Here is a 17,369-nt window from a genome sequence, read left to right as displayed (position 1 = left end):
GTCATACCGGCAGGCTGCGGTAGGGCAGTTCGTCACCTGGGCTGCGGGCGAATTCGCGCTTGTACTCGCGGCTGAACTGCGACGTGCTCTGATAGCCTACGCGGTGCGCCACCTGGGCCACACCCAGGCTCTCGCCGATCAGCATCTGCTGCGCCTTGAGCAGCCGCAGGCGCTTGAGGTACTGCATCGGCGCCAGTTCGGTGCAGCGCTTGAAGTGTTCGTGGAAAGTCGAAACGCTCATGTTGGCGCGGCTGGCCAGCGCTTCGACACTCAATGGCTCGGCGTAATGGTCGCGCAGGTAGGCGAGCACGACGCCGATGCGGGCAAAGTGCCCCTGCTGTTCGACCAGTGCCCGCAACACGCCGGCCTGCGGGCCGCGCAGGGCGGTGTACAGCACCTCGCGCACCCGTGTCGCCCCCAGCATTCTGGCATCCAGTGGGTCCTGCAGGCATTCGAGCAGCCGCTCGACGCTGGCGCGCATCGGTTTATCCAGCGCCGCCGAACTCATCGACTGCGGCGTCTGCGCCTGTACTGCCGGGTCTGGTGGCAGGGCCATGTTCTGCACCAGTTCGCTGAGCACGTTGCGGTCGATGCTCACGGCCACGCCGAGCATGGGTGCCTGGGGTGTGGCGAAGGTTTCGCACATGAAGGGCACTGAAAGCGCCTGGATCAGGTAATGCCCGGCACCGTACTCCAGCGTGCGCGGCCCCAGGCGTGCGAGCTTGCTGCCCTGGGCGATGATGATCAGGCTCGGCTCGTAGATCTGCGGGCTGCTGGCCACGTAGTGGTCCCACGACAACACCTGGACCTGGGGCAGGTAGGTGTCGACGAATCCGGGGCGCGGGGCGAGGGCGCGAATCAGCGAGCAGAGGGGGGCATTGGCGTCGACGTGTTGGGTCAGTTGCATGGCAAACCAGTGACAGAGAATCAGACACTGGCATCTTCGCAGATTGACAGTCCAGCGCCAGATTGCTTCGACCAACTCCGGAGAATCAGGCACGAATGCCGGAGGATCGGCTGTGGGCCTGGCCCGTTTCGATGCGCAGAATGCGTGGCCTGAATCGTTTCAACATTGCGAGGTCCAGAGCATGTACACCGCCATCGGTTATGCCGCCCAGTCTTCCACCGCGCCCCTGGCGCCCATGACCTTCCAACGCCGCGGCCTGCGCCCGGACGACGTCGCCATCGAGATCCTCTACTGCGGCGTATGCCACTCCGATATTCACCAGGCTCGCAATGAGTGGGGCATTGCCGTCTACCCACTGATGCCCGGCCACGAGATCGTCGGCCGCGTCACCGCTGTGGGTGAGAAGGCCGGCAAGTACCAGGTCGGTGACCTCGTCGGTGTCGGCTGCATGGTCGACTCCTGCCGCCATTGCGAGGCTTGCCGACAGGACCTGGAGCAGTATTGCCTGGAAGGGCCGACCCAGACCTACGCCACTCCCGACCGTATCGACGGCAGCAATACCCTGGGTGGCTACTCCAGCAGCATCGTGGTCAGCGAGCACTTCGTTCTGCGTATCCCCCAAGGGATGGACCTGCCGAGCGCCGCGCCGATCCTCTGCGCGGGCATCACCACTTACTCACCGCTCAAGCACCACGGTGTGGGGCCTGGGCACAAGGTCGGCGTGCTGGGCATGGGCGGCCTGGGCCACATGGGCATCAAGTTCGCCAAGGCCCTGGGCGCCGAGGTGACACTGTTCACCCGCTCCCCGGCCAAGGCCGAGGAAGCCCGCCGCCAGGGCGCCGATCATGTCATCGTCTCCACCGACGAGGCGCAGATGCGCGAGGCAGCAGGTCGTTTCGACTTCCTGCTCGACACCATTCCGGTGCAACACGACCTGAATCCCTACCTGGAAACCCTGAAGTTCGACGGTGTGCACATCCTGGTCGGCCTGATCGAGCCGGTCGATCCGCCCGTGCATGCGGCCAACCTGGTACTCAAGCGTCGGGTGCTGGCCGGCTCCTTGATCGGCGGCATCGCCGAAACCCAGGAAGTGCTGGATTTCTGCGCCGAACATGGGATCAGCTGCGATATCGAGATGCTGGATATCCGCGATATCAACGAGGCGTTCGAGCGGATGATCAAGGGTGATGTGAAGTACCGCTTCGTGATCGACATGGCGACCTTGCAGGCCTGATCCGGGCGGTTATCCCCATCGCGGGACGAGTCGCAGCGGCGAACCGTCCCGCGATTGCGGCCACTACCGGGGCTACCAGACCATTGCCTTCTCCCACCCTTTCCAGAACAGCCAGCGGCGCAATTCGGCATGTTCGCCGGTGCCGATCTGCCAGGCAGGTCGTTTGCTGTCCAAAGCGATCAGCGAGATGAAGCCGGCATGGCTGGCCGCGACCAGGGTGCTGCCATCGGCGCTGATGTCCATGGCGCTGATGGCCGACCCCAGGTAATGCTGCCAGTGTGCACCACCGTCTTCGCCGAAGCCGCGCAGATAGCCTTGGGCATCGCCGACGATGTACTCACCTTCGCGTGCGACGCCAGCATGAATCTGCACGCCTTCCTGCAGCATCGAGATCTGTGGGTCGGTTGCAAGATTGGCGAGCGTTACGCCAAGGCTGGCCCCGCCGTCGCCCTGGCAGGCATTGAGCAGCAACTGGTCGCCGCGGTGGTTGAACAGGGCAAAGTGCGGATACTCGCCCGCCGGGACGATCTCGGCCAGCGGCTCCAGGTGCTCGTCGAGTAGCTGGTGGTTGCCGCGTTGCTCGCCCAGCACGATCCTTCGGCCATCCGGCGACAGTGCCGCATGGGCCAGGGTCAGGGTGAGCGCGATGTCGTCAGGGTCGGTGCCCTCGGCCAGTTGCGCCAGGATATCTGCTTCGCGGCGCAGCAGGCGGGTGGCACCTTGAGGTGCGAGCAGGAAGATGCCCTCGCGGCTGACCAGCAGCACCCGTTGGCCATCCGGCAGGGGGAGAAGCTGGGTTGGGGCGGGTGGCAGGTCGAAGGGATCGAACGGGTAGCCAGGTGGCAGGCCTTCCAAACCATGGGGCCAGGACAGCCGGGCGACCTGCGGGCCGCCCCAGCCGTCGGTGATGCGTACGCCCTCGGCATTGGCCAGGGCGAAGTAGCGTCGTCGCGGGCAGCGACCGAAATACTCGACGCTGATCATCGGGGTCACCCCGTTGCGGTCGATCTGCACCACCTGGCCCTTGTCGTGGGGCATGCCGATGCGTGCCAGCAAGCGGCCGTCATCGAGCAGCAGCACATTGGCGATACCTTGGCCATGGCTCTGGAGCAGTGGCAGCAAGGGATCATGGGCGGGCGGCCAGGCTTCGCGAAACAACTGACGCTGGTGCTCGTCGATGCCAGGCCTGTTGATCGCGTGCAGGGCGAGCTGCCAGGCCTCGAGCAGGTGGTCGATGGCCGGTGGGCAGGGCGCTTGTGCTGGGTCGTGCCCTGGTGCGCGACCTTGCGCAACATGGCGGTTGACGGCCTCGGCGTAGGCGGTGATCGCCTGTTGCCACTGCTGCTGAGGGTGTTGCTTGTCCATGAGCGGATCGAACTCCTTGTTCCGCAGGTTGCTACAGTGCGTCATGGTACTCCGTGCGCGCGCGGTTGTGAGGCCCGGCCTTGACGCGTACCATGCCGAGTACTCCTATCAATAACAAACCGTGCATCCGCGTCCTTAACCTGGGCACGTGGGGCGCGTCCTATCGCTTTGCCTGCGGAGATTGCATTGGCCTCGATGAATGGACCCCTACCTGATTCCCTTCCTGCACCGGCAGGCGGCGGCAGCTGGCTGAGCGTGATCGCGCTGGCACTGGCGGCCTTCATCTTCAATACCACCGAGTTCGTGCCGGTGGCACTGCTCAGCGACATCGGTCGCAGCTTCGACATGACCACCGCGCAGGTGGGCCTCATGCTGACCATCTACGCCTGGGTAGTGGCGCTGGCTTCGCTGCCGATGATGCTGATGACCCGTAACATCGAGCGGCGGCGCCTGCTGTTGTTCGTGTTCCTGGTGTTCGTCGTCAGCCATCTGCTGTCGTGGATGGCACAGAGTTTCGCCATGTTGCTGGTCAGCCGCATCGGCATCGCCTTGTCGCACGCGGTGTTCTGGGCGATCACCGCGTCGCTGGCGGTGCGCGTGGCGCCGGCCGGCAAGCAGGCCAAGGCGCTCGGGTTGCTGGCCACCGGAACTACCCTGGCGATGGTTTTGGGCATCCCGCTCGGGCGGGTGGTGGGCGAGGCGCTGGGTTGGCGCATCACCTTCCTCAGCATCGCGGGTGTGGCGCTGGCGACCATGCTGTGCCTGATGAAGTCGCTGCCCTTGCTGCCGAGCCAGAACTCCGGTTCGTTGCGCAGCCTGCCGATTCTGTTCCGCAGGCGCGCCCTGGTCATCACCTATCTTTTGGTCACGCTGGTGATCACCGCACAGTTCACCGCCTACAGCTACATCGAACCGTTCGCCCTGCATGTGGCGCAGATCAGTGGCGAGCACACCACCTTGATCCTGTTGCTGTTCGGCGGGGCGGGGGTGCTCGGTTCGGTGCTGTTCAGCCGTTACAGCGACCGCTTCCCGCATGGTTTCCTGGTTGGGTCGATCGGTTGTCTGGCCGCTTGCCTGTTGCTGCTGTTGCCGCTGTCGGGGAGCTTCGCCGCCTTCGCCGTGTTGAGCATGTTCTGGGGCGTGGCGATCCTGAGCTTCAGCCTGTCGCTGCAATCGAAGACGCTCAAGTTGGCGTCCGACGCCACCGATGTGGCCATGGCGCTGTTCTCGGGGATCTACAACATCGGTATCGGCGGTGGGGCGTTGCTGGGCAGTATCGTAAGCAGCCAGATCGGCGTGGCCAATATTGGCCTGGTCGGCGGCGTTGTGGCGGTGCTGGGCTTGGGCCTGGCCTTGGCCAGCAGCCAGCGCTTTCGCGATGCTCTGGCGACACCCCCGGCGCCTTGAAGCTTCACGCCAGCAAAGCCGACCACGCTGACACCAGCAGCAACAGTGCCAGCAACTGGTTGAAGCGCTGCAGGTGCCGGGGTGAGCGCAACCAGCGGGCACTGCCGATCCCCAGCAGCGCCCAGGCGCCCATGCAGGGCAGGGCGACGATCAGAAACACCAGCGCCAAGTGCCACACCGGCGCTCCTGGCGCGGCAAACACCCCGATCACCGCCACCGCCATCAGCCAGACCTTGGGATTGACCAGTTGCAGCGATGCCGCGCTGACAACCCCGAAGCGCTGCCGTGCCGTTGCATGCAAGGGCTCACCAGCGGCGCGGAACAACTGCCAGGCCAGGCGGCTCAACCACAGCACGCCCAGCCCGCTCATCACTTGCTGCGCCAGCGGGTGGCGCAGCAGCACCTCTCCCAGCCCCAGGCCTACCACCCAGACGATCGCTGCCGCCGCTGCGCAAGCCGCGAAGATTGGCGCCAGGCTGGCACGCAGGCCGTTGTGTGCACCGTGGGCGAGAATCAGCAGGTTGGTCGGCCCGGGGCTGATGCTGGCGACCAGGGCAAAAAGGATGAAGGGCAACAGCGATGACGACATGGTGAGGCTCCTGTGGTTCGGAGCACCATGGTCAGGCTTGGGGGCGGTTCAGTCTGGAAGCTTTGAGCAGCGTCGGCGGTAGTCGGCCGGTGTCAGCCGGTAGGCACGACGGAACCACCGGCCCAGGTGGCTCTGGTCGGCAAAGCCCAAGGCCATGGCCACTGCGCTGGGTGTGTCGCCGCGAGCCAGCAGGCGCCGGGCGCGGGCCAGGCGCAACTGAATCAGGTAGGCGTGCGGCGCCAGGCCGAACGCGGCCTTGAAGGCGCGGGTCAGGCGAAAGCGATCGACGCCGCAGGCCTGTGCCACTTCGTTCAAGCTGATGTCCTGGTCGATGTGGGCGTGCAGGTAGTCGCGCGCGCGCTGGGCGCACAGTGGCAGGCGTGGATCGGGGTCAAGGCGCTTGCGCCAGTGCAGGTGCCGGGTCAGGCAGGCGAGCAGGTCGTCCATGGCGGTCTGGCGCACGATTCGCATTTCGCCGCCGTGCATGGCCTGGAAGGCGCGCAAGGTGGTGCCCGCCAGTTGCGGGTCGGCACACAGGGTGTCGGCGAAGGCCGGCAGGCTGCCGGTCGGGGCCTGTTCGAACAGTGCATGCAGCTCATTTTCCAGCCACTTCGAGTCCAGGTACAGCGTGGAATAGGTGAAACCTTCGTGGGTGGGGGCGTCGCCATCGTGAAGGTCGCCCGGCTCCAGCAGGAACACCTGGCCCGGTGTGCTCTGGTGCCGAACCCGGCGGCAATTGAACTGCTGCACACCCTGTTCGGTGACCCCGACCAGAAAGCTGTCGTGCCAGTGCGGGTCGTAGGCATGGCCGACGAAATGGGCGCGGACCGACTCGATGCCGGTGTCGGCGTCCTGCTTGAGGTCGATCCAGTTGGACATGGGCGGGGCCTGCGAAAGGGAGTCTTCACCTTAGCTCAAAAGCGCTGCGGATTTTAGAACGAATGTGCACGGGATGGGCTGGGTAGTGGCACTGAGCCGGTATACTGGGTGTTTTTGCAGGAAGCTGTTGCTCTGATGAAAGACATATCTAAAAAATGGTTGCGGGCGCTACTGGTCATAATCGTCACTGCGATGGTTGCCCAAGTGGCAGCGATCTTGATACTGGTTCCCCTGGTCCAGAACATGGGCGCCACGGGCGACTGGCTGTTGGACGCCTACCTGGCGTTCGTCGGCTTATGCACCCTGGTGTGCGTTGGCATATCCTTGCGAGCGTCTACGGTGGGGTTTGCTCATGACTGGAAATTCTTCTCGCTGATTGCCTCCAGCAAACTCATGCTTCTGGTGACGGTGGCCCTGAGCGTCGTACCGCTGGCGGTCGAAGTGTTCAAGCTGGCGGGATATATCCAGCAAATGCCCTTCAGCTTGTTCATGTATTGGTTGAGCGGTTTGAGCCTGCTGGTGTTTTCCATTCTTTATCACCTGTGCGCGCCCGGCGCGTATCGGTATCCGACCTTTGAAGACCTGATCAGGCGTGAAGGCAGTGCCAGGGTGCTACGTGGCGAGGCTGGCAAGGCATTGGAGGGCTTGCGCGCCGGGAAACCGGCGAGCGGGGCTGCTGGTGCGACGCCCTTCACGAGCCAGGACGAGCATGTTCTGGAAGTGCTCGCCCAGGGCCGCGTCATTGACGATGCCCAGTGTTATTTCGTCATGCGCGAGCATAGCGCCAACGACAATTGGAAGGTGCGTTGGGCGTTGACGCTGGCGTTGCTGATTCCCGCCTATGTCATTCCCACCGTGACCGTGGGCAAGATGTTCGCGGTCGTGGACACCGCTCGACAGCAGGTGCATGACCGGGGTGGCTGGTTGTGCGCCATCTATGGCGGCGTACTGACGCTTGGCAAGGAGCCGGCCGAGTCTTCCTGCAAAGCGCACTAACCAGGGTTGGGCTGCAACTGTGCAAACTTGCCCTGCAACCACTGGTGCAAGCGCGCCACCGCCGGCGACAGCTGCTTGCGGTGCGGGCACACCAGGGTCAGAGGGCGCAGGTCGCCGGGGAAGTCCGGCATCAGCACCTCGAGCTCGCCGACGGCAACATTGGCACGCACGTCCAGCCATGACTTGAAGGCGATGCCTTCGCCAGCCAGTGCCCAACGCCGTACCACGTCGGCGTCGTCGCAGAACAGCGGCCCGCTGACCTGCACCGTCTGCTCGCCCAGTTGCCAGCGGTCGAACACCCGCGACTGCTGCAGGTACAGCAGGCAGTCGTGCTGTTGCAGGTCTTGCGGGGTGTGCGGTCGGCCGCGGCGGGCGAGGTAGGCGGGGGCGGCGACCAGCACCCGGCGGTTCCACGGCGCCAGTGGCAGCGAGATGTAGTTGGCGGTGTCGTCGATGCCATAGCGGATGCCGACGTCCACCGGGTCGCGGTACAGGTCGGCGAGTTCGTCGGACAGGAAGAAGCGTAGGCTCAAGCCCGAGTGTTCTCGGCGAAACTCGGTGAGCCAGGGCAGCACCAGGTTGCGTCCGACATCCGAAGGCGCCGACACCTGTAGTACACCGCGCAGTTCACTGTGGTCGCCATGCAGGCTTTCGCTCCCTTGACGCAGGGTCTCCAGCACGCTGTGGGCGGTGGGCAAATACAGCTCACCCTCGGCGGTCAGGCGCAGGCTACGGGTGGTGCGGGCAAACAGACGCACGTCCAGCTCACGCTCCAGGCGCTTGATCGCTGCTGCCACCTGGCCCGGTAGCAGGCCGGCTTCCAGGGCGGCGGCGGTAAAGCTGCCCAAGGCGCTGGAGCGAATGAACAGGTTTAAATCGTCAAGGCGCAGCATTTTCACTCCTGGAATGAAAGTGTTGCTGCATTGTGCTGCTTTTTCTTTCCTGTAGGAAAGATAAGATACGCGCCATCACCTTCCCTGACAGGAGCAGTTCCGATGGATACCGTCACCCTGGCCAAGCGCCGCTATACCACCAAGGCCTACGATGCCAGCCGCAAGATTGAGCAAGCCACCATCGATGCACTGCTGGAGCAATTGCGTCATAGCCCGTCGTCGGTCAATTCGCAGCCTTGGCACTTCATCGTCGCCGGCAGTGCCGAAGGCAAGGCACGCCTGACCAAGGGCACCGAAGCCTTCGCCTACAACACACCCAAGATTCTCAATGCCTCGCACGTGATCGTGTTCGCGACCCGCACCGAAATGACCGAGGCGCACCTGAACGCCGTGCTGGACCAGGAAGCCGCCGATGGCCGTTTTCGCGATGACCAGGCCCGTGCCGGCCAGGACCTGACCCGCCGCAGCTTTGTGAACCTGCATCGCTACGACTTCAAGGACACGCAGCACTGGATGGAAAAGCAGACCTACCTGGCCCTGGGTACCGCATTGCTCGGCGCTGCCGCCCTCGGGCTCGATGCGACCCCGATCGAGGGCTTCGACAGCAAGGCGCTGGACGCTGAGCTGGGCCTGCGCGAGCGTGGCTTTACCAGCGTCGTGCTGCTGAGCCTTGGGTATCGCAGCGAAGATGACTTCAATGCCGGCCTGAACAAGTCGCGGCTGCCGGCCGAGACGGTGTTTACCTTCCTCTGAAAAAAGCGGGGCAGGCCATTACGGTCTGCCCCGGTTTTCAATTTTCCTCCAGCGCCCGCTCGACCACGTCGCGGCTGGCGTCCAGCACTTGTTGCTGCACCCCTTCGCTGGCCAGCATGCGCCCGACCACCAGGGCACCGACGCACTGACTGATCAGCGCCCAGGCCCTGCGCTCGTCCCCAAGCGTTTCACTCCAGGCTGCCTGCAGTTCGAGCAACCAGTGCTCGGCCTGTTCACGCACCGGTGGCTCGGCCCGGGCAATCTCGACCCCCAGTGGCGGCAGCGGGCAGCCACCCTCGGGATTGTGCAGGTGGGCCAGGCTCAAGTACTGCTTCAGGCAACGACGCAGGCGCTCGCGGTCGGCGCCCTGGCTGGCCAGGCGGGCGAGCGGGCTGTTGCACAGCTCTCGGCGTACCACCTCGCTGAACAGGTCATCCTTGGACGGGAAGTGATTGTAGAAGGCGCCACCGGTGAGGCCGATAGCCTTCATCAACTCAGCGACCCCGGTACTGGCGAAACCACCGCGCTTGGCCAGGACGCCACTGCTGGCCAGCAGTTTCTCGCGGGTCTGTTGCTTGTGATCGGTGGAATAGCGCATCCGCGAACCTCGGTATGCTGGCTTGACGGTGCAGCGATCATAGCATAGCGTTCGTTTACTAAATGATCGTTCACTAATGGGGTGCCGATGACAGAACAACGAAAAGCGGTCCTGGTGATAGGGGCGGGCGATGCCACCGGCGGCGAGATCGCCAAGCGTTTTGCCCGCGAAGGTTATATCGCCTGTGTGACCCGTCGCGACGCTGACAAGCTGCAACCGCTGGTGGACGAGATCCGTGCGGCCGGCGGCCAGGCCTACGGTTTTGGCTCCGATGCACGCAAGGAAGAGGCGGTGGCCGAGCTGGTCGAAACCATCGAGCGTGATATCGCCCCGATCGAGGCCTTCGTGTTCAACATCGGTGCGAACGTGCCCTGCAGCATCCTCGACGAAACGCCGCGCAAATACTTCAAGATCTGGGAAATGGCCTGTTTCGCCGGTTTTCTTACTGCCCAGGCGGTGGCGCGGCGCATGGTCACCCGCGAGCGCGGCACCCTGATCTTCACCGGCGCCACTGCCGGCACTCGCGGCGCCGCCGGTTTCGCTGCCTTCGCTGGCGCCAAGCATGCCTTGCGCGCACTGGCCCAGAGCATGGCGCGCGAGCTGGGGCCACGAAACATCCACGTGGCGCACGTGGTGGTCGACGGCGCCATCGACACGGCGTTCATTCGCGACACCTTCCCCGAGCGCTACGCCCTGAAGGACCAGGATGGCATCCTCGACCCTGCGCATATCGCCGACAGCTACTGGTACCTGCACACCCAACCCCGGGACGCCTGGACCTTCGAACTGGACTTGCGCCCCTGGATCGAACGCTGGTGATCCGCTGTGCCCAACCACCTTCCGCCACAAGGAGTGCTGCATGAGCAAATGCGTCGAGTTCTACTTTGACCTGGGTAGTCCGGCCAGCTACCTGGCCTGGACCCAATTGCCCGCCCTGTGCGCCCGCCGAAGCGCCACCCTGGCGCTGCGGCCAATGCTGCTGGGCGGCGTGTTCCAGGCCACCGGCAATGCCTCGCCGGCGACGATACCGGCCAAGGGGCGCTACATGATCGGCGACCTGAAACGCTTCGCTGCCCGTTATGGCGTGCCGTTCAGCCTGCCGACGGGGTTTCCGGTCAATACCCTGAACCTGATGCGAGGCGTACTCGGCACGCAGATGCGCTCGCCCGAGCGCCTCGAGCCTTTGCTCAAGGTGTTGTTCGATGGGCTGTGGGTGCAGCAGCGCAATCTGGCGGACCCCGAGGTGCTCGATGCGACGCTGCGCGAAGCAGGCCTGGATCCTGAGGCGTTTCGTGCCCTGGCGGCCGACGTCGAGGTCAAGGAACGGCTCAAGCAGGTGACCCAGGAGGCGGTCGAGCGGGGCGTGTTCGGCGCGCCGATCTGTTTTGTCGGTAGGGAGATGTTCTTCGGTCAGGACCGCTTGGACTTCATCGAAGAAGCATTAACCTAACAGCCGTTCCAACTGCTCGCGCTCCCAGATGCTGAGCAGCTCGACCGGGTCGGTGCCATAGCGTTGCCAGTGGCCGCGCTCGGCCTCACGGCCATCGGGGGCGCGGCATTCGCTGCAATGGGCGAGGCCTTCGTCGTCGAGGGTCAGGATCAGTTGCCAGTGGCCGATCTGTACCCTGACCCGACCATCGCTCAGGCGCTCGTGCACTTCCAGCGCCTGGACGCCGAGGGCGGCGTCACGCAGGCACTGGTAGATCTCGCGGCTGTTGGGAGCGGGCATGAACGATCAGAAGTTCGCCGGGGTGTTGGCGCTGATGATTTCTGCTTCGTCCGGGCCGATGTTCTTGAAACTGTGCGGTAGCGTGGTGGGGATGTAGTAGCCGTCGCCAGAGTTGAGCACGCTGACCTGGCCATCGACCCACAACTCGACCGTACCCCGGGTGACCAGCCCGCATTCCTCGCCTTCGGCATGCACGATCGGCTCGCCCGAGTCGGCGCCCGGCGCGTAGAGCTCACGCAGCATGCGCATCTGGCGGCCTTCGACACTGGCACCGACCAGCAACATGCGCAGGCCGTTGCGCCCCAGGTCAGGTTGCTCGCTGCCGCGGAACACGTAGCGCTCTTCGCGTGCAGGTTCATCGAAGCTGAAGAACTCGGCGAGGCTCATGGGGATGCCTTCGAGAAGTTTTTTCAGGGAACTGACCGAAGGACTGACGCGGTTCTGCTCGATCTGCGAGATCGTCGAGTTGGTCAGGCCGCTGCGGCGGGCCAGTTCCCGCTGGGAGAGGTTGTTGCGTTCACGCACCAGTTTGAGTCGTGTCCCAGTGTCCATAGCCGCCTTGAGTAGTGAGTGATCATAGGTGTCAAAAATAATGGGCAGCGCATTAAAACACACTCTGACCGGCAACGCGCTGTGCTTGTCAGGTGCGCTGGGCGGCGGGCGCAGGCCACAGCCCGACCAGGAGCAACAGCACGGCCACGGCCAGGAACGGCAAGCGCGGATCGAGGGCGTAGACCAGGGTCCCGGCGAGGGGACCGACTACCGCGCCCATGCCCTGTGCCGCGCTGATCGAGCCCGCAGTGGCGCCTTGCTCGCTGGCTTGCATGGCATTGGCGGCCAGCGCCGAGAAGGCAGGGAAGACGAAGCCCATGCCGGCGGCGGCGACGAAGAAGCACGCCCACAATGCCGGAGCAGTGGTGGCCAAGGCCCCGGCGGCAAAGCCCAGCGCGCTGATGCTGGCGCCCACGCGGATCATCTTCAGCGGTGGCCACTCCAACTGGCGCAGCAGAATCTGCGAGCCAATCAGCGCCACGCCCACTGCGGTCAGGGCGATGCCTGCGGCCTGGGCGGCATCGGCACTGTTCAGTTGCAGACGGTCGAGGGCGAAAAAGCCCACGGTGATCTGCGACACGGTCACGCTGAGCATGGCGCTGAAGGCCACGATCAACGGTCGACGCAGGCGCGGATCGCCCAGGCGTGCGGAGCTCGGCGCATAGTTGTGGGGCAACGGCTGCGGCTTGAGCTTGAACAGCAGTACGAGAAATGCCGTGGCCGGCAGCAGCGACATGATGAAGAACGGTGCGCTCAGGCTATGGCGCGCCAGCAATGCGGCCAGGGCCGGACCGAGCACGAGCCCCACGGCATTGGCCGCGCCCAGCAGGGCCATGGCGCGGGCGCGGCGTTCGGGCTCGACATGATCGGCGATCAGCGCATTGCCGCCCACCGGCAGCGCGGCATAGAAGGCGCCGATCAGGCCGCGGGTCAGCATCAAGCCGAGGAAAGCCAGGGTTGCGCCCGGCAGCCAGCGCAGGGCGCCATCGATGAACAGGCACATCAGCCAGTAAGCGACGGTGAATCCGGCACTGCCCATCAGCAGGATGCGTCGCCGGCCCAGACGGTCGGCTGCGCGGCCCCAGGGGCGCGCAAGAATGACCCAGACCACGCCCGCCACGGTCACGGCAGCCCCGGCCTGCCAGGTGGCCATGCCCAGCAGGCGGGCGATGGGGCCGATCAAGGCGACGAACGCCATCATCGACATGGTGCAGGCCATGTTCACCAGCAACAGCGGGCGTAGATCGAGGGCGGGGGCGTGAAGCGGGGTGGGAGAAGCAGCGTCCTTCGCGGTGGTCATTGAAACATCCATGGCAGGCGGAAAGGTATCGGCCCCGTTCCGCCTGCAGGCGTTTTTCAGTCGCTGCGGCGCAGGGGCCCTGGCCACATGCTACGCAATACGCCGTCACGGCGCACCAGTTCATGGAACAGCGCTGCGCCGAGGTGAGCCAGGATGGTGACGAACAGCAGGTAGCCCGCCCAGCCGTGCGCCTGGCGCAGCACGGCATACAACTGCAGGTCGTGAGGCATGATCGCCGGCAGTTGCAAGGGCCGTGGGTAGCCGCCTGCCGAGAGCATCGCCCAGCCGAGCAACGGCATGGCCAGCATCAACCCGTACAGTGCCAGGTGCGAGGCGCCGGCTGCGAAGCGCTGCAGCGGTGGCAGGTCGGCGGGCAGTGGCGGATGCGGCAGCGTCAGGCGCAGGATGATGCGCAGTACCACCAGTGCCAGCAGCGCCAGGCCCGTGGCCTTGTGCAGTTCCACCAACCAGGGGTGACGTGGCGACAGGTCGCCGACCATGCTCACGCCAATGAACAGCATTGCCAGGATCAGGATCGCCATGAGCCAGTGCACCAGGCGGGCCAGCGGGTGGAAGGCGGACGGTTTCATGGGCGGGCTCCTGCGCCGAGACTTTCGCGGCTGCGGCGATTGAACGATTCCGAATAGGCGGCCGAACGCGCGGCGAGGATCGGGTCGGCGGAGGCTTCGATGCCGCTGGGCAGAATCAGCGGGTCGAAGTTGAGGTCGCGGCAGGCGCCTTGTTCAGGTGCATCGACGTGGTCGATCACCAGGGTGCCGGCATCGATGCTGCGGCGCGAGTCGGGCCATTGGCTGGCCGGGTCGTCGATGGCGTCACCGGGTTCGGCGAGGGACAGGCGCAGTGTCCAGCGCAGCGGCGCCTGGCTCAGGCGTTGTTGCAGATCGTGTTGCAGGTACAGGTTGTCCTCGACCTGGGCGGGCAGGGCGGCAAAGGGTGTTTGCGCGACCATGCGCCAGCGCACGGCTTGCGCCTTGCCGCTGGCATCGATCAGGCGAAAGGCGTTGATGCTGTTGTAGTCCGTGTTGGCGAAGCTGTCGCTGGGCTTGGCGCTGGCGGCCCACTGGCGGAAGGCTGCGCTTTCCGGGTGGGCGGCGAAGAAGGCCTGCAGCTTGGCCGGGTCCGGCTTGCCGGTGCTCGGGCTCGGGCCGCTGGCCAGGACCAGATCGTAGAAGCCTTGCGCAGTGCTCACCGCCAACACTGGCGGATTGTTCATGCCGGTACGCCAGACCTGGCCGTCGTCGGTGCTCAGCTGGATCGCCAGGCTGCGGGTCGGTACGCCGGCGTCGGGGCTGTAGGGATTGGCACCGCCGATGGCGAAGCGGCCGATCACCGGCACCCGTGCCTGGCTGAATACCCGCGCACTCGACAGCGCCTGCGCCTGGCCGCTGCTTTCGAAGTAGCCGCTGACGCACAGGCCCTTGGCGTGGTTCTTGCGATAGCCGGGATGGTGGCCGGCCTGGGCTTCGAAGGTGTCGATGATGCGCTGCGGCGTCAGGGCAGGGGTGCCGATCCAGCCGGCGGCATAGGCGAAGCCTGCACCCAGCGCCACGACCGTGGCGCCTATGGCGGCCAGGCGCAGGGCCTTGGCAGGGCCTTGCAGGGGTGTGTTCATGATGACGTTCCGGGTCAGTGAATGAGTCGGTATGACGTGGCAGCGAAAAATTTATTCCCCAGGCGGGAATAGATTTCTTCGCGCCCCGTCTGCCCATTACACTGACAGCCCATGGGGCCGGAACCTGACCATGCATGACCTGGATGAACAACAATGGCGCGAACTGCTGCAGAGCCTGCGGCGCTTCGCCTTGTGGCTGACCCGCGAAAGCGGCAGTGCCGACGACCTGGTCCAGGCCACCGTGGAGCGTGCGCTCACCCGCAGCGCCCAGCAGCGAGAGGAACAGAACCGGCGTGCCTGGTTGTTCACCATCCTCTACCGGCTGTTTCTCGACGGCAAGCGCCGCGATCGCCTGCACTCGCGCTGGTTGAACTGGTTCGGTCGCGGCGGGCAGGCCGAGGAGCCGCTGGGCTACGAGACCGAGAGTATCGTGCTGGCCCAGGCCGACCTGCAGGCCTTCGCCCGCCTGCCCAGCGAGCAGCGCGCGCTGTTGCTGCTGGTCAGCGTCGAGGGCTTGAGCTACAAGGAGGTCGCTCAGGCCCTGGATATTCCGATCGGCACAGTCATGTCGCGCTTGTCGCGCGCCCGTGCCGCGTTGCGTGAACTGACCGAGGGCAAGCCATCGTCCCCGGCCTTGCGGAGACTGAAATGACTCGCCTGATTCCCACCGAGCAAGAGCTGCATGCCTACGTCGACGAGCGCCTGGAGCCGGTGCGCCGGGCCGAGGTCGAGGCCTGGCTGGCGGCCAATCCGGAGCAGGCCGCACGGATCGAGGCCTGGCGCAGCGATGCCCGGCGCCTGCGTGCGGCGCTCGCCGGTTTCAACGACATGCCACACAATCCGCAACTGGAACTGGCCCATCTGCGGCGGCGTATGCGTCAACGCCGCCAGCAGCGCTTCGCGTCGGCTGCAGTCCTGTTGCTGGCGTTGGGGGTTGGCGGGCTTGGGGGCTGGCAGGCACGTGAATCGACGATGCTGGCGGGCGATATGCCGATGGCCGACGCGGTGCAGGCACACAAGCTGTTCGCCGATGCCAAGGCCCTTGATGTCCAGGCCGATGACCCGGCACAGTTGCAGTCGTGGCTGGGGCGGCATTTCAACCGGGTCGGCCAGGTGCCGGACCTCAGCGGATACGGCTTCCAGCCGGTGGGCGCACGTCTGCTGGCCAACGAGGACGGCCCGGCGGCATTGCTGGTGTTCCAGGACGCAAAAGGCGAGCGCATCAGCCTGTTCATGCGCTCGCCAGGCGGGCGTTACGAGCAGATGCCCAGCGGGCAGCGGGTCGATGGGCAGCTCGAGGCGCGCTACTGGTCCCATGGCGACTACAATTTCGCCCTGGTCAGCGCGGCGGATGATACCCGTAGCGAGCAGGTGCGCAAGGTCCTGGGGGTCAGTCTCTAGCGCCGATGGCCAGGGGAGGCGAACATTCATTTGAAAGCGCTATGCTTGGCCCATGTCCAGCACACCTGCCTTGCGCCAACCTTGCCCTCCCGGCGCCTGTGATTGCGGGCGCGAGCAGTTGCACGCGCACCCACCCCAGGCCCAACGTATCCTCCTGCTGACCCGCCAGGAGGAAAAACGCCTGCTCGAACGTCTGGAAAACCTCAAGAGCTTGGAAGACCTGCAGCACCTGCAGTCACGCCTCTTTGAGCAATTGGGCATTGGCGTGCATATCGCACCAGGCTACAACGAGGTACGTACCATGCGCGGCTTCGTCATCGAGCTGGACGACCAGCCAGGCCTGTGCCGCAAGACCCGCCAGTCGATCCCGGCTGCCATTCGCAAGGGCCTGGAGCGCAATCCGGAAGTGGCCTTCCGGCTGCTCGATGCCCATGACCTGCTCGGCGGCGCCTGAGTCTCAGCGCATCGCCGCCAGCTTGATGCCAAACCCGACCAGGCAGGCACCGGCCAGTCGCTCGAGCAGGTTGGACACCCGCGGGTTGGCGCGCATACGCTCGGCCAGGTGGTGGGTCAGCAGCACCGCGACCAGGCCGTAGAGGAAGGTCAGCCCGGCGACCGTCACTGCCATGAAGGCGAAGGTGATGAAGCCCTGATGCTGCACCGGATCGATGAACAGCGGGAAGAAGGCCATGTAGAACATGATCGCCTTGGGGTTGAGCAGGGTGATCATCATGGTCTGGCGCAGGTAGTGGCCGCTGTCCATCCGGCTTTCACGCGGCGCAGTGCCGGGCTTGCTCAGCACCATGCGCAGGCCAAGCCAGGCCAGGTAGGCGGCGCCCGCCCACTGCACGACGTGAAAGGCGGCCGGGTAGGCGGCGAGCAGGGTGGCGACGCCAGCAACGGCCAGCCACATCAGCACCTGGTCGCCAAGAATCACCCCGAGAGTCGCCGCCAGGCCACCCTTGATCCCGCCCTTGCCGGTGGCGGTGATCAGGGCGAAGTTGCCGGGGCCGGGAATGGCCAGGAGGACGATGAAGGCGATGACGAAGGCGCCGTAGTCGGTTACGCCGAGCATGGGGCAGTTCTCCTGGGGATGGGGATGCCAGGATATATGCCACTTTCCGCTCGGCTTG

The 17,369-nt window shown here is 65.2% G+C and carries 21 protein-coding genes; 9 read left to right on the top strand and 12 right to left on the bottom strand.

Annotation, left to right across the window (positions count from 1 at the left end):
* Position 1 precedes the first annotated feature (1 nt).
* Positions 2-907 carry an AraC family transcriptional regulator gene (locus tag AC2CGW_RS09360; protein ID WP_186665172.1) on the bottom strand — a complete coding sequence of 302 codons (906 nt, stop codon included), beginning with the start codon at positions 905-907 and terminating at the stop codon, positions 2-4.
* Positions 908-1,088: 181 nt separating this feature from the next.
* On the opposite strand from AC2CGW_RS09360, the gene AC2CGW_RS09355 reads away from it, so the two are divergent.
* Complete coding sequence (locus AC2CGW_RS09355; RefSeq protein WP_186708495.1) at positions 1,089-2,141, top strand: NAD(P)-dependent alcohol dehydrogenase; 1,053 nt, start codon at positions 1,089-1,091, stop codon at positions 2,139-2,141.
* Positions 2,142-2,213: 72 nt separating this feature from the next.
* On the opposite strand, the gene AC2CGW_RS09350 is transcribed toward AC2CGW_RS09355, so the two are convergent.
* Positions 2,214-3,506 carry a hypothetical protein gene (locus AC2CGW_RS09350; RefSeq protein WP_484573926.1) on the bottom strand — a complete coding sequence of 431 codons (1,293 nt, stop codon included), beginning with the start codon at positions 3,504-3,506 and terminating at the stop codon, positions 2,214-2,216.
* Positions 3,507-3,701: 195 nt separating this feature from the next.
* Here AC2CGW_RS09350 and AC2CGW_RS09345 point away from each other — a divergent pair, with 195 nt between their 5' ends.
* Positions 3,702-4,913 (top strand): sugar transporter, encoded by a 1,212-nt coding sequence (locus AC2CGW_RS09345; protein WP_186708497.1) that lies wholly within the window; start codon positions 3,702-3,704, stop codon positions 4,911-4,913.
* Between the two features lie 4 nt (positions 4,914-4,917).
* Here the strand turns inward: AC2CGW_RS09345 and AC2CGW_RS09340 are convergent, their stop codons facing one another.
* Positions 4,918-5,502: a LysE family translocator gene (locus AC2CGW_RS09340; protein ID WP_484573925.1), complete on the bottom strand. Its 585-nt coding sequence runs from the start codon at positions 5,500-5,502 to the stop codon at positions 4,918-4,920.
* Positions 5,503-5,550: 48 nt separating this feature from the next.
* Entirely contained in the window at positions 5,551-6,381 is an 831-nt protein-coding gene (locus tag AC2CGW_RS09335) for an AraC family transcriptional regulator (RefSeq protein ID WP_186665166.1), read from the bottom strand.
* A 135-nt stretch (positions 6,382-6,516) separates the two neighbouring features.
* Between AC2CGW_RS09335 and AC2CGW_RS09330 the strand changes: the two genes are divergently transcribed.
* Positions 6,517-7,377: a hypothetical protein gene (locus tag AC2CGW_RS09330; RefSeq protein WP_484573924.1), complete on the top strand. Its 861-nt coding sequence runs from the start codon at positions 6,517-6,519 to the stop codon at positions 7,375-7,377.
* On the opposite strand, the gene AC2CGW_RS09325 is transcribed toward AC2CGW_RS09330, so the two are convergent.
* The gene (locus AC2CGW_RS09325; protein ID WP_484573923.1) at positions 7,374-8,270 is read right to left on the bottom strand and encodes a LysR family transcriptional regulator; all 897 of its coding nucleotides are present in this window, start codon (positions 8,268-8,270) and stop codon (positions 7,374-7,376) included. The genes AC2CGW_RS09330 and AC2CGW_RS09325 overlap by 4 nt on opposite strands.
* A gap of 102 nt (positions 8,271-8,372) precedes the next feature.
* Here AC2CGW_RS09325 and nfsB point away from each other — a divergent pair, with 102 nt between their 5' ends.
* Complete coding sequence (gene nfsB, locus AC2CGW_RS09320; protein ID WP_186665163.1) at positions 8,373-9,023, top strand: oxygen-insensitive NAD(P)H nitroreductase; 651 nt, start codon at positions 8,373-8,375, stop codon at positions 9,021-9,023.
* A 37-nt stretch (positions 9,024-9,060) separates the two neighbouring features.
* On the opposite strand, the gene AC2CGW_RS09315 is transcribed toward nfsB, so the two are convergent.
* On the bottom strand, positions 9,061-9,621 hold the full coding sequence (locus AC2CGW_RS09315) for a TetR/AcrR family transcriptional regulator (protein ID WP_186708502.1): 561 nt from the start codon (positions 9,619-9,621) through the stop codon (positions 9,061-9,063).
* Positions 9,622-9,708: 87 nt separating this feature from the next.
* Between AC2CGW_RS09315 and AC2CGW_RS09310 the strand changes: the two genes are divergently transcribed.
* Positions 9,709-10,440, top strand: a complete 732-nt coding sequence (locus tag AC2CGW_RS09310; RefSeq protein WP_186708503.1) for an SDR family oxidoreductase — start codon at positions 9,709-9,711, stop codon at positions 10,438-10,440.
* A 40-nt stretch (positions 10,441-10,480) separates the two neighbouring features.
* Entirely contained in the window at positions 10,481-11,071 is a 591-nt protein-coding gene (locus AC2CGW_RS09305) for a 2-hydroxychromene-2-carboxylate isomerase (RefSeq protein ID WP_484573922.1), read from the top strand.
* On the opposite strand, the gene AC2CGW_RS09300 is transcribed toward AC2CGW_RS09305, so the two are convergent.
* From AC2CGW_RS09300 to AC2CGW_RS09280, 5 genes are all read right to left on the bottom strand, one after another.
* Entirely contained in the window at positions 11,063-11,350 is a 288-nt protein-coding gene (locus AC2CGW_RS09300; RefSeq protein WP_186719152.1) for a DUF7693 family protein, read from the bottom strand. The two genes, AC2CGW_RS09305 and AC2CGW_RS09300, sit on opposite strands and share 9 nt — an antisense overlap.
* Positions 11,351-11,356: 6 nt before the next feature.
* Positions 11,357-11,902, bottom strand: coding sequence for a cupin domain-containing protein (locus AC2CGW_RS09295; protein ID WP_063545119.1), 546 nt, complete (start codon positions 11,900-11,902; stop codon positions 11,357-11,359).
* Positions 11,903-11,990: 88 nt separating this feature from the next.
* Complete coding sequence (locus AC2CGW_RS09290) at positions 11,991-13,202, bottom strand: MFS transporter (protein ID WP_484573921.1); 1,212 nt, start codon at positions 13,200-13,202, stop codon at positions 11,991-11,993.
* A gap of 56 nt (positions 13,203-13,258) precedes the next feature.
* Positions 13,259-13,792 (bottom strand): cytochrome b, encoded by a 534-nt coding sequence (locus AC2CGW_RS09285; RefSeq protein WP_484573920.1) that lies wholly within the window; start codon positions 13,790-13,792, stop codon positions 13,259-13,261.
* A complete protein-coding gene (locus AC2CGW_RS09280) occupies positions 13,789-14,835 on the bottom strand; it encodes a catalase family peroxidase (RefSeq protein WP_484573919.1) in 1,047 nt (348 codons plus the stop codon). The genes AC2CGW_RS09285 and AC2CGW_RS09280 overlap by 4 nt, the downstream gene beginning before the upstream one ends.
* Positions 14,836-14,965: 130 nt before the next feature.
* On the opposite strand from AC2CGW_RS09280, the gene AC2CGW_RS09275 reads away from it, so the two are divergent.
* From AC2CGW_RS09275 to AC2CGW_RS09265, 3 genes are read left to right on the top strand one after another with little or no spacing between them, the layout of a single operon-like run.
* The gene (locus AC2CGW_RS09275; protein WP_186665152.1) at positions 14,966-15,487 is read left to right on the top strand and encodes a sigma-70 family RNA polymerase sigma factor; all 522 of its coding nucleotides are present in this window, start codon (positions 14,966-14,968) and stop codon (positions 15,485-15,487) included.
* Entirely contained in the window at positions 15,484-16,236 is a 753-nt protein-coding gene (locus tag AC2CGW_RS09270; RefSeq protein ID WP_288376793.1) for an anti-sigma factor family protein, read from the top strand. The genes AC2CGW_RS09275 and AC2CGW_RS09270 overlap by 4 nt, the downstream gene beginning before the upstream one ends.
* 52 nt (positions 16,237-16,288) lie before the next feature.
* The gene (locus AC2CGW_RS09265) at positions 16,289-16,690 is read left to right on the top strand and encodes a hypothetical protein (protein WP_186665150.1); all 402 of its coding nucleotides are present in this window, start codon (positions 16,289-16,291) and stop codon (positions 16,688-16,690) included.
* 3 nt (positions 16,691-16,693) lie between these two features.
* Here AC2CGW_RS09265 and AC2CGW_RS09260 read toward each other — a convergent pair whose 3' ends face one another.
* A complete protein-coding gene (locus AC2CGW_RS09260) occupies positions 16,694-17,311 on the bottom strand; it encodes a LysE family transporter (RefSeq protein ID WP_186708510.1) in 618 nt (205 codons plus the stop codon).
* Between the last annotated feature and the right edge of the window lie 58 nt (positions 17,312-17,369).

The sequence above is a fragment of the Pseudomonas sp. SYWMCR5 genome (assembly GCF_057197165.1).
Note: the sequence above shows the minus strand (reverse complement) of the source record. Positions and strands in the feature narration are given on the sequence as shown.

Coding starts and splice junctions, on each gene's coding strand:
- AC2CGW_RS09305 (WP_484573922.1), top strand. CDS start 10,481: ATGAGCAAATGCGTCGAGTTCTACTTTGACCTGGGTAGTCCGGCCAGC.
- AC2CGW_RS09340 (WP_484573925.1), bottom strand. CDS start 5,502: ATGTCGTCATCGCTGTTGCCCTTCATCCTTTTTGCCCTGGTCGCCAGC.
- AC2CGW_RS09330 (WP_484573924.1), top strand. CDS start 6,517: ATGAAAGACATATCTAAAAAATGGTTGCGGGCGCTACTGGTCATAATC.
- AC2CGW_RS09355 (WP_186708495.1), top strand. CDS start 1,089: ATGTACACCGCCATCGGTTATGCCGCCCAGTCTTCCACCGCGCCCCTG.
- AC2CGW_RS09265 (WP_186665150.1), top strand. CDS start 16,289: ATGTCCAGCACACCTGCCTTGCGCCAACCTTGCCCTCCCGGCGCCTGT.
- AC2CGW_RS09285 (WP_484573920.1), bottom strand. CDS start 13,792: ATGAAACCGTCCGCCTTCCACCCGCTGGCCCGCCTGGTGCACTGGCTC.
- nfsB (WP_186665163.1), top strand. CDS start 8,373: ATGGATACCGTCACCCTGGCCAAGCGCCGCTATACCACCAAGGCCTAC.
- AC2CGW_RS09290 (WP_484573921.1), bottom strand. CDS start 13,202: ATGACCACCGCGAAGGACGCTGCTTCTCCCACCCCGCTTCACGCCCCC.
- AC2CGW_RS09295 (WP_063545119.1), bottom strand. CDS start 11,902: ATGGACACTGGGACACGACTCAAACTGGTGCGTGAACGCAACAACCTC.
- AC2CGW_RS09280 (WP_484573919.1), bottom strand. CDS start 14,835: ATGAACACACCCCTGCAAGGCCCTGCCAAGGCCCTGCGCCTGGCCGCC.
- AC2CGW_RS09350 (WP_484573926.1), bottom strand. CDS start 3,506: ATGGACAAGCAACACCCTCAGCAGCAGTGGCAACAGGCGATCACCGCC.
- AC2CGW_RS09315 (WP_186708502.1), bottom strand. CDS start 9,621: ATGCGCTATTCCACCGATCACAAGCAACAGACCCGCGAGAAACTGCTG.
- AC2CGW_RS09270 (WP_288376793.1), top strand. CDS start 15,484: ATGACTCGCCTGATTCCCACCGAGCAAGAGCTGCATGCCTACGTCGAC.
- AC2CGW_RS09335 (WP_186665166.1), bottom strand. CDS start 6,381: ATGTCCAACTGGATCGACCTCAAGCAGGACGCCGACACCGGCATCGAG.
- AC2CGW_RS09275 (WP_186665152.1), top strand. CDS start 14,966: ATGCATGACCTGGATGAACAACAATGGCGCGAACTGCTGCAGAGCCTG.
- AC2CGW_RS09300 (WP_186719152.1), bottom strand. CDS start 11,350: ATGCCCGCTCCCAACAGCCGCGAGATCTACCAGTGCCTGCGTGACGCC.
- AC2CGW_RS09310 (WP_186708503.1), top strand. CDS start 9,709: ATGACAGAACAACGAAAAGCGGTCCTGGTGATAGGGGCGGGCGATGCC.
- AC2CGW_RS09345 (WP_186708497.1), top strand. CDS start 3,702: ATGAATGGACCCCTACCTGATTCCCTTCCTGCACCGGCAGGCGGCGGC.
- AC2CGW_RS09260 (WP_186708510.1), bottom strand. CDS start 17,311: ATGCTCGGCGTAACCGACTACGGCGCCTTCGTCATCGCCTTCATCGTC.
- AC2CGW_RS09325 (WP_484573923.1), bottom strand. CDS start 8,270: ATGCTGCGCCTTGACGATTTAAACCTGTTCATTCGCTCCAGCGCCTTG.
- AC2CGW_RS09360 (WP_186665172.1), bottom strand. CDS start 907: ATGCAACTGACCCAACACGTCGACGCCAATGCCCCCCTCTGCTCGCTG.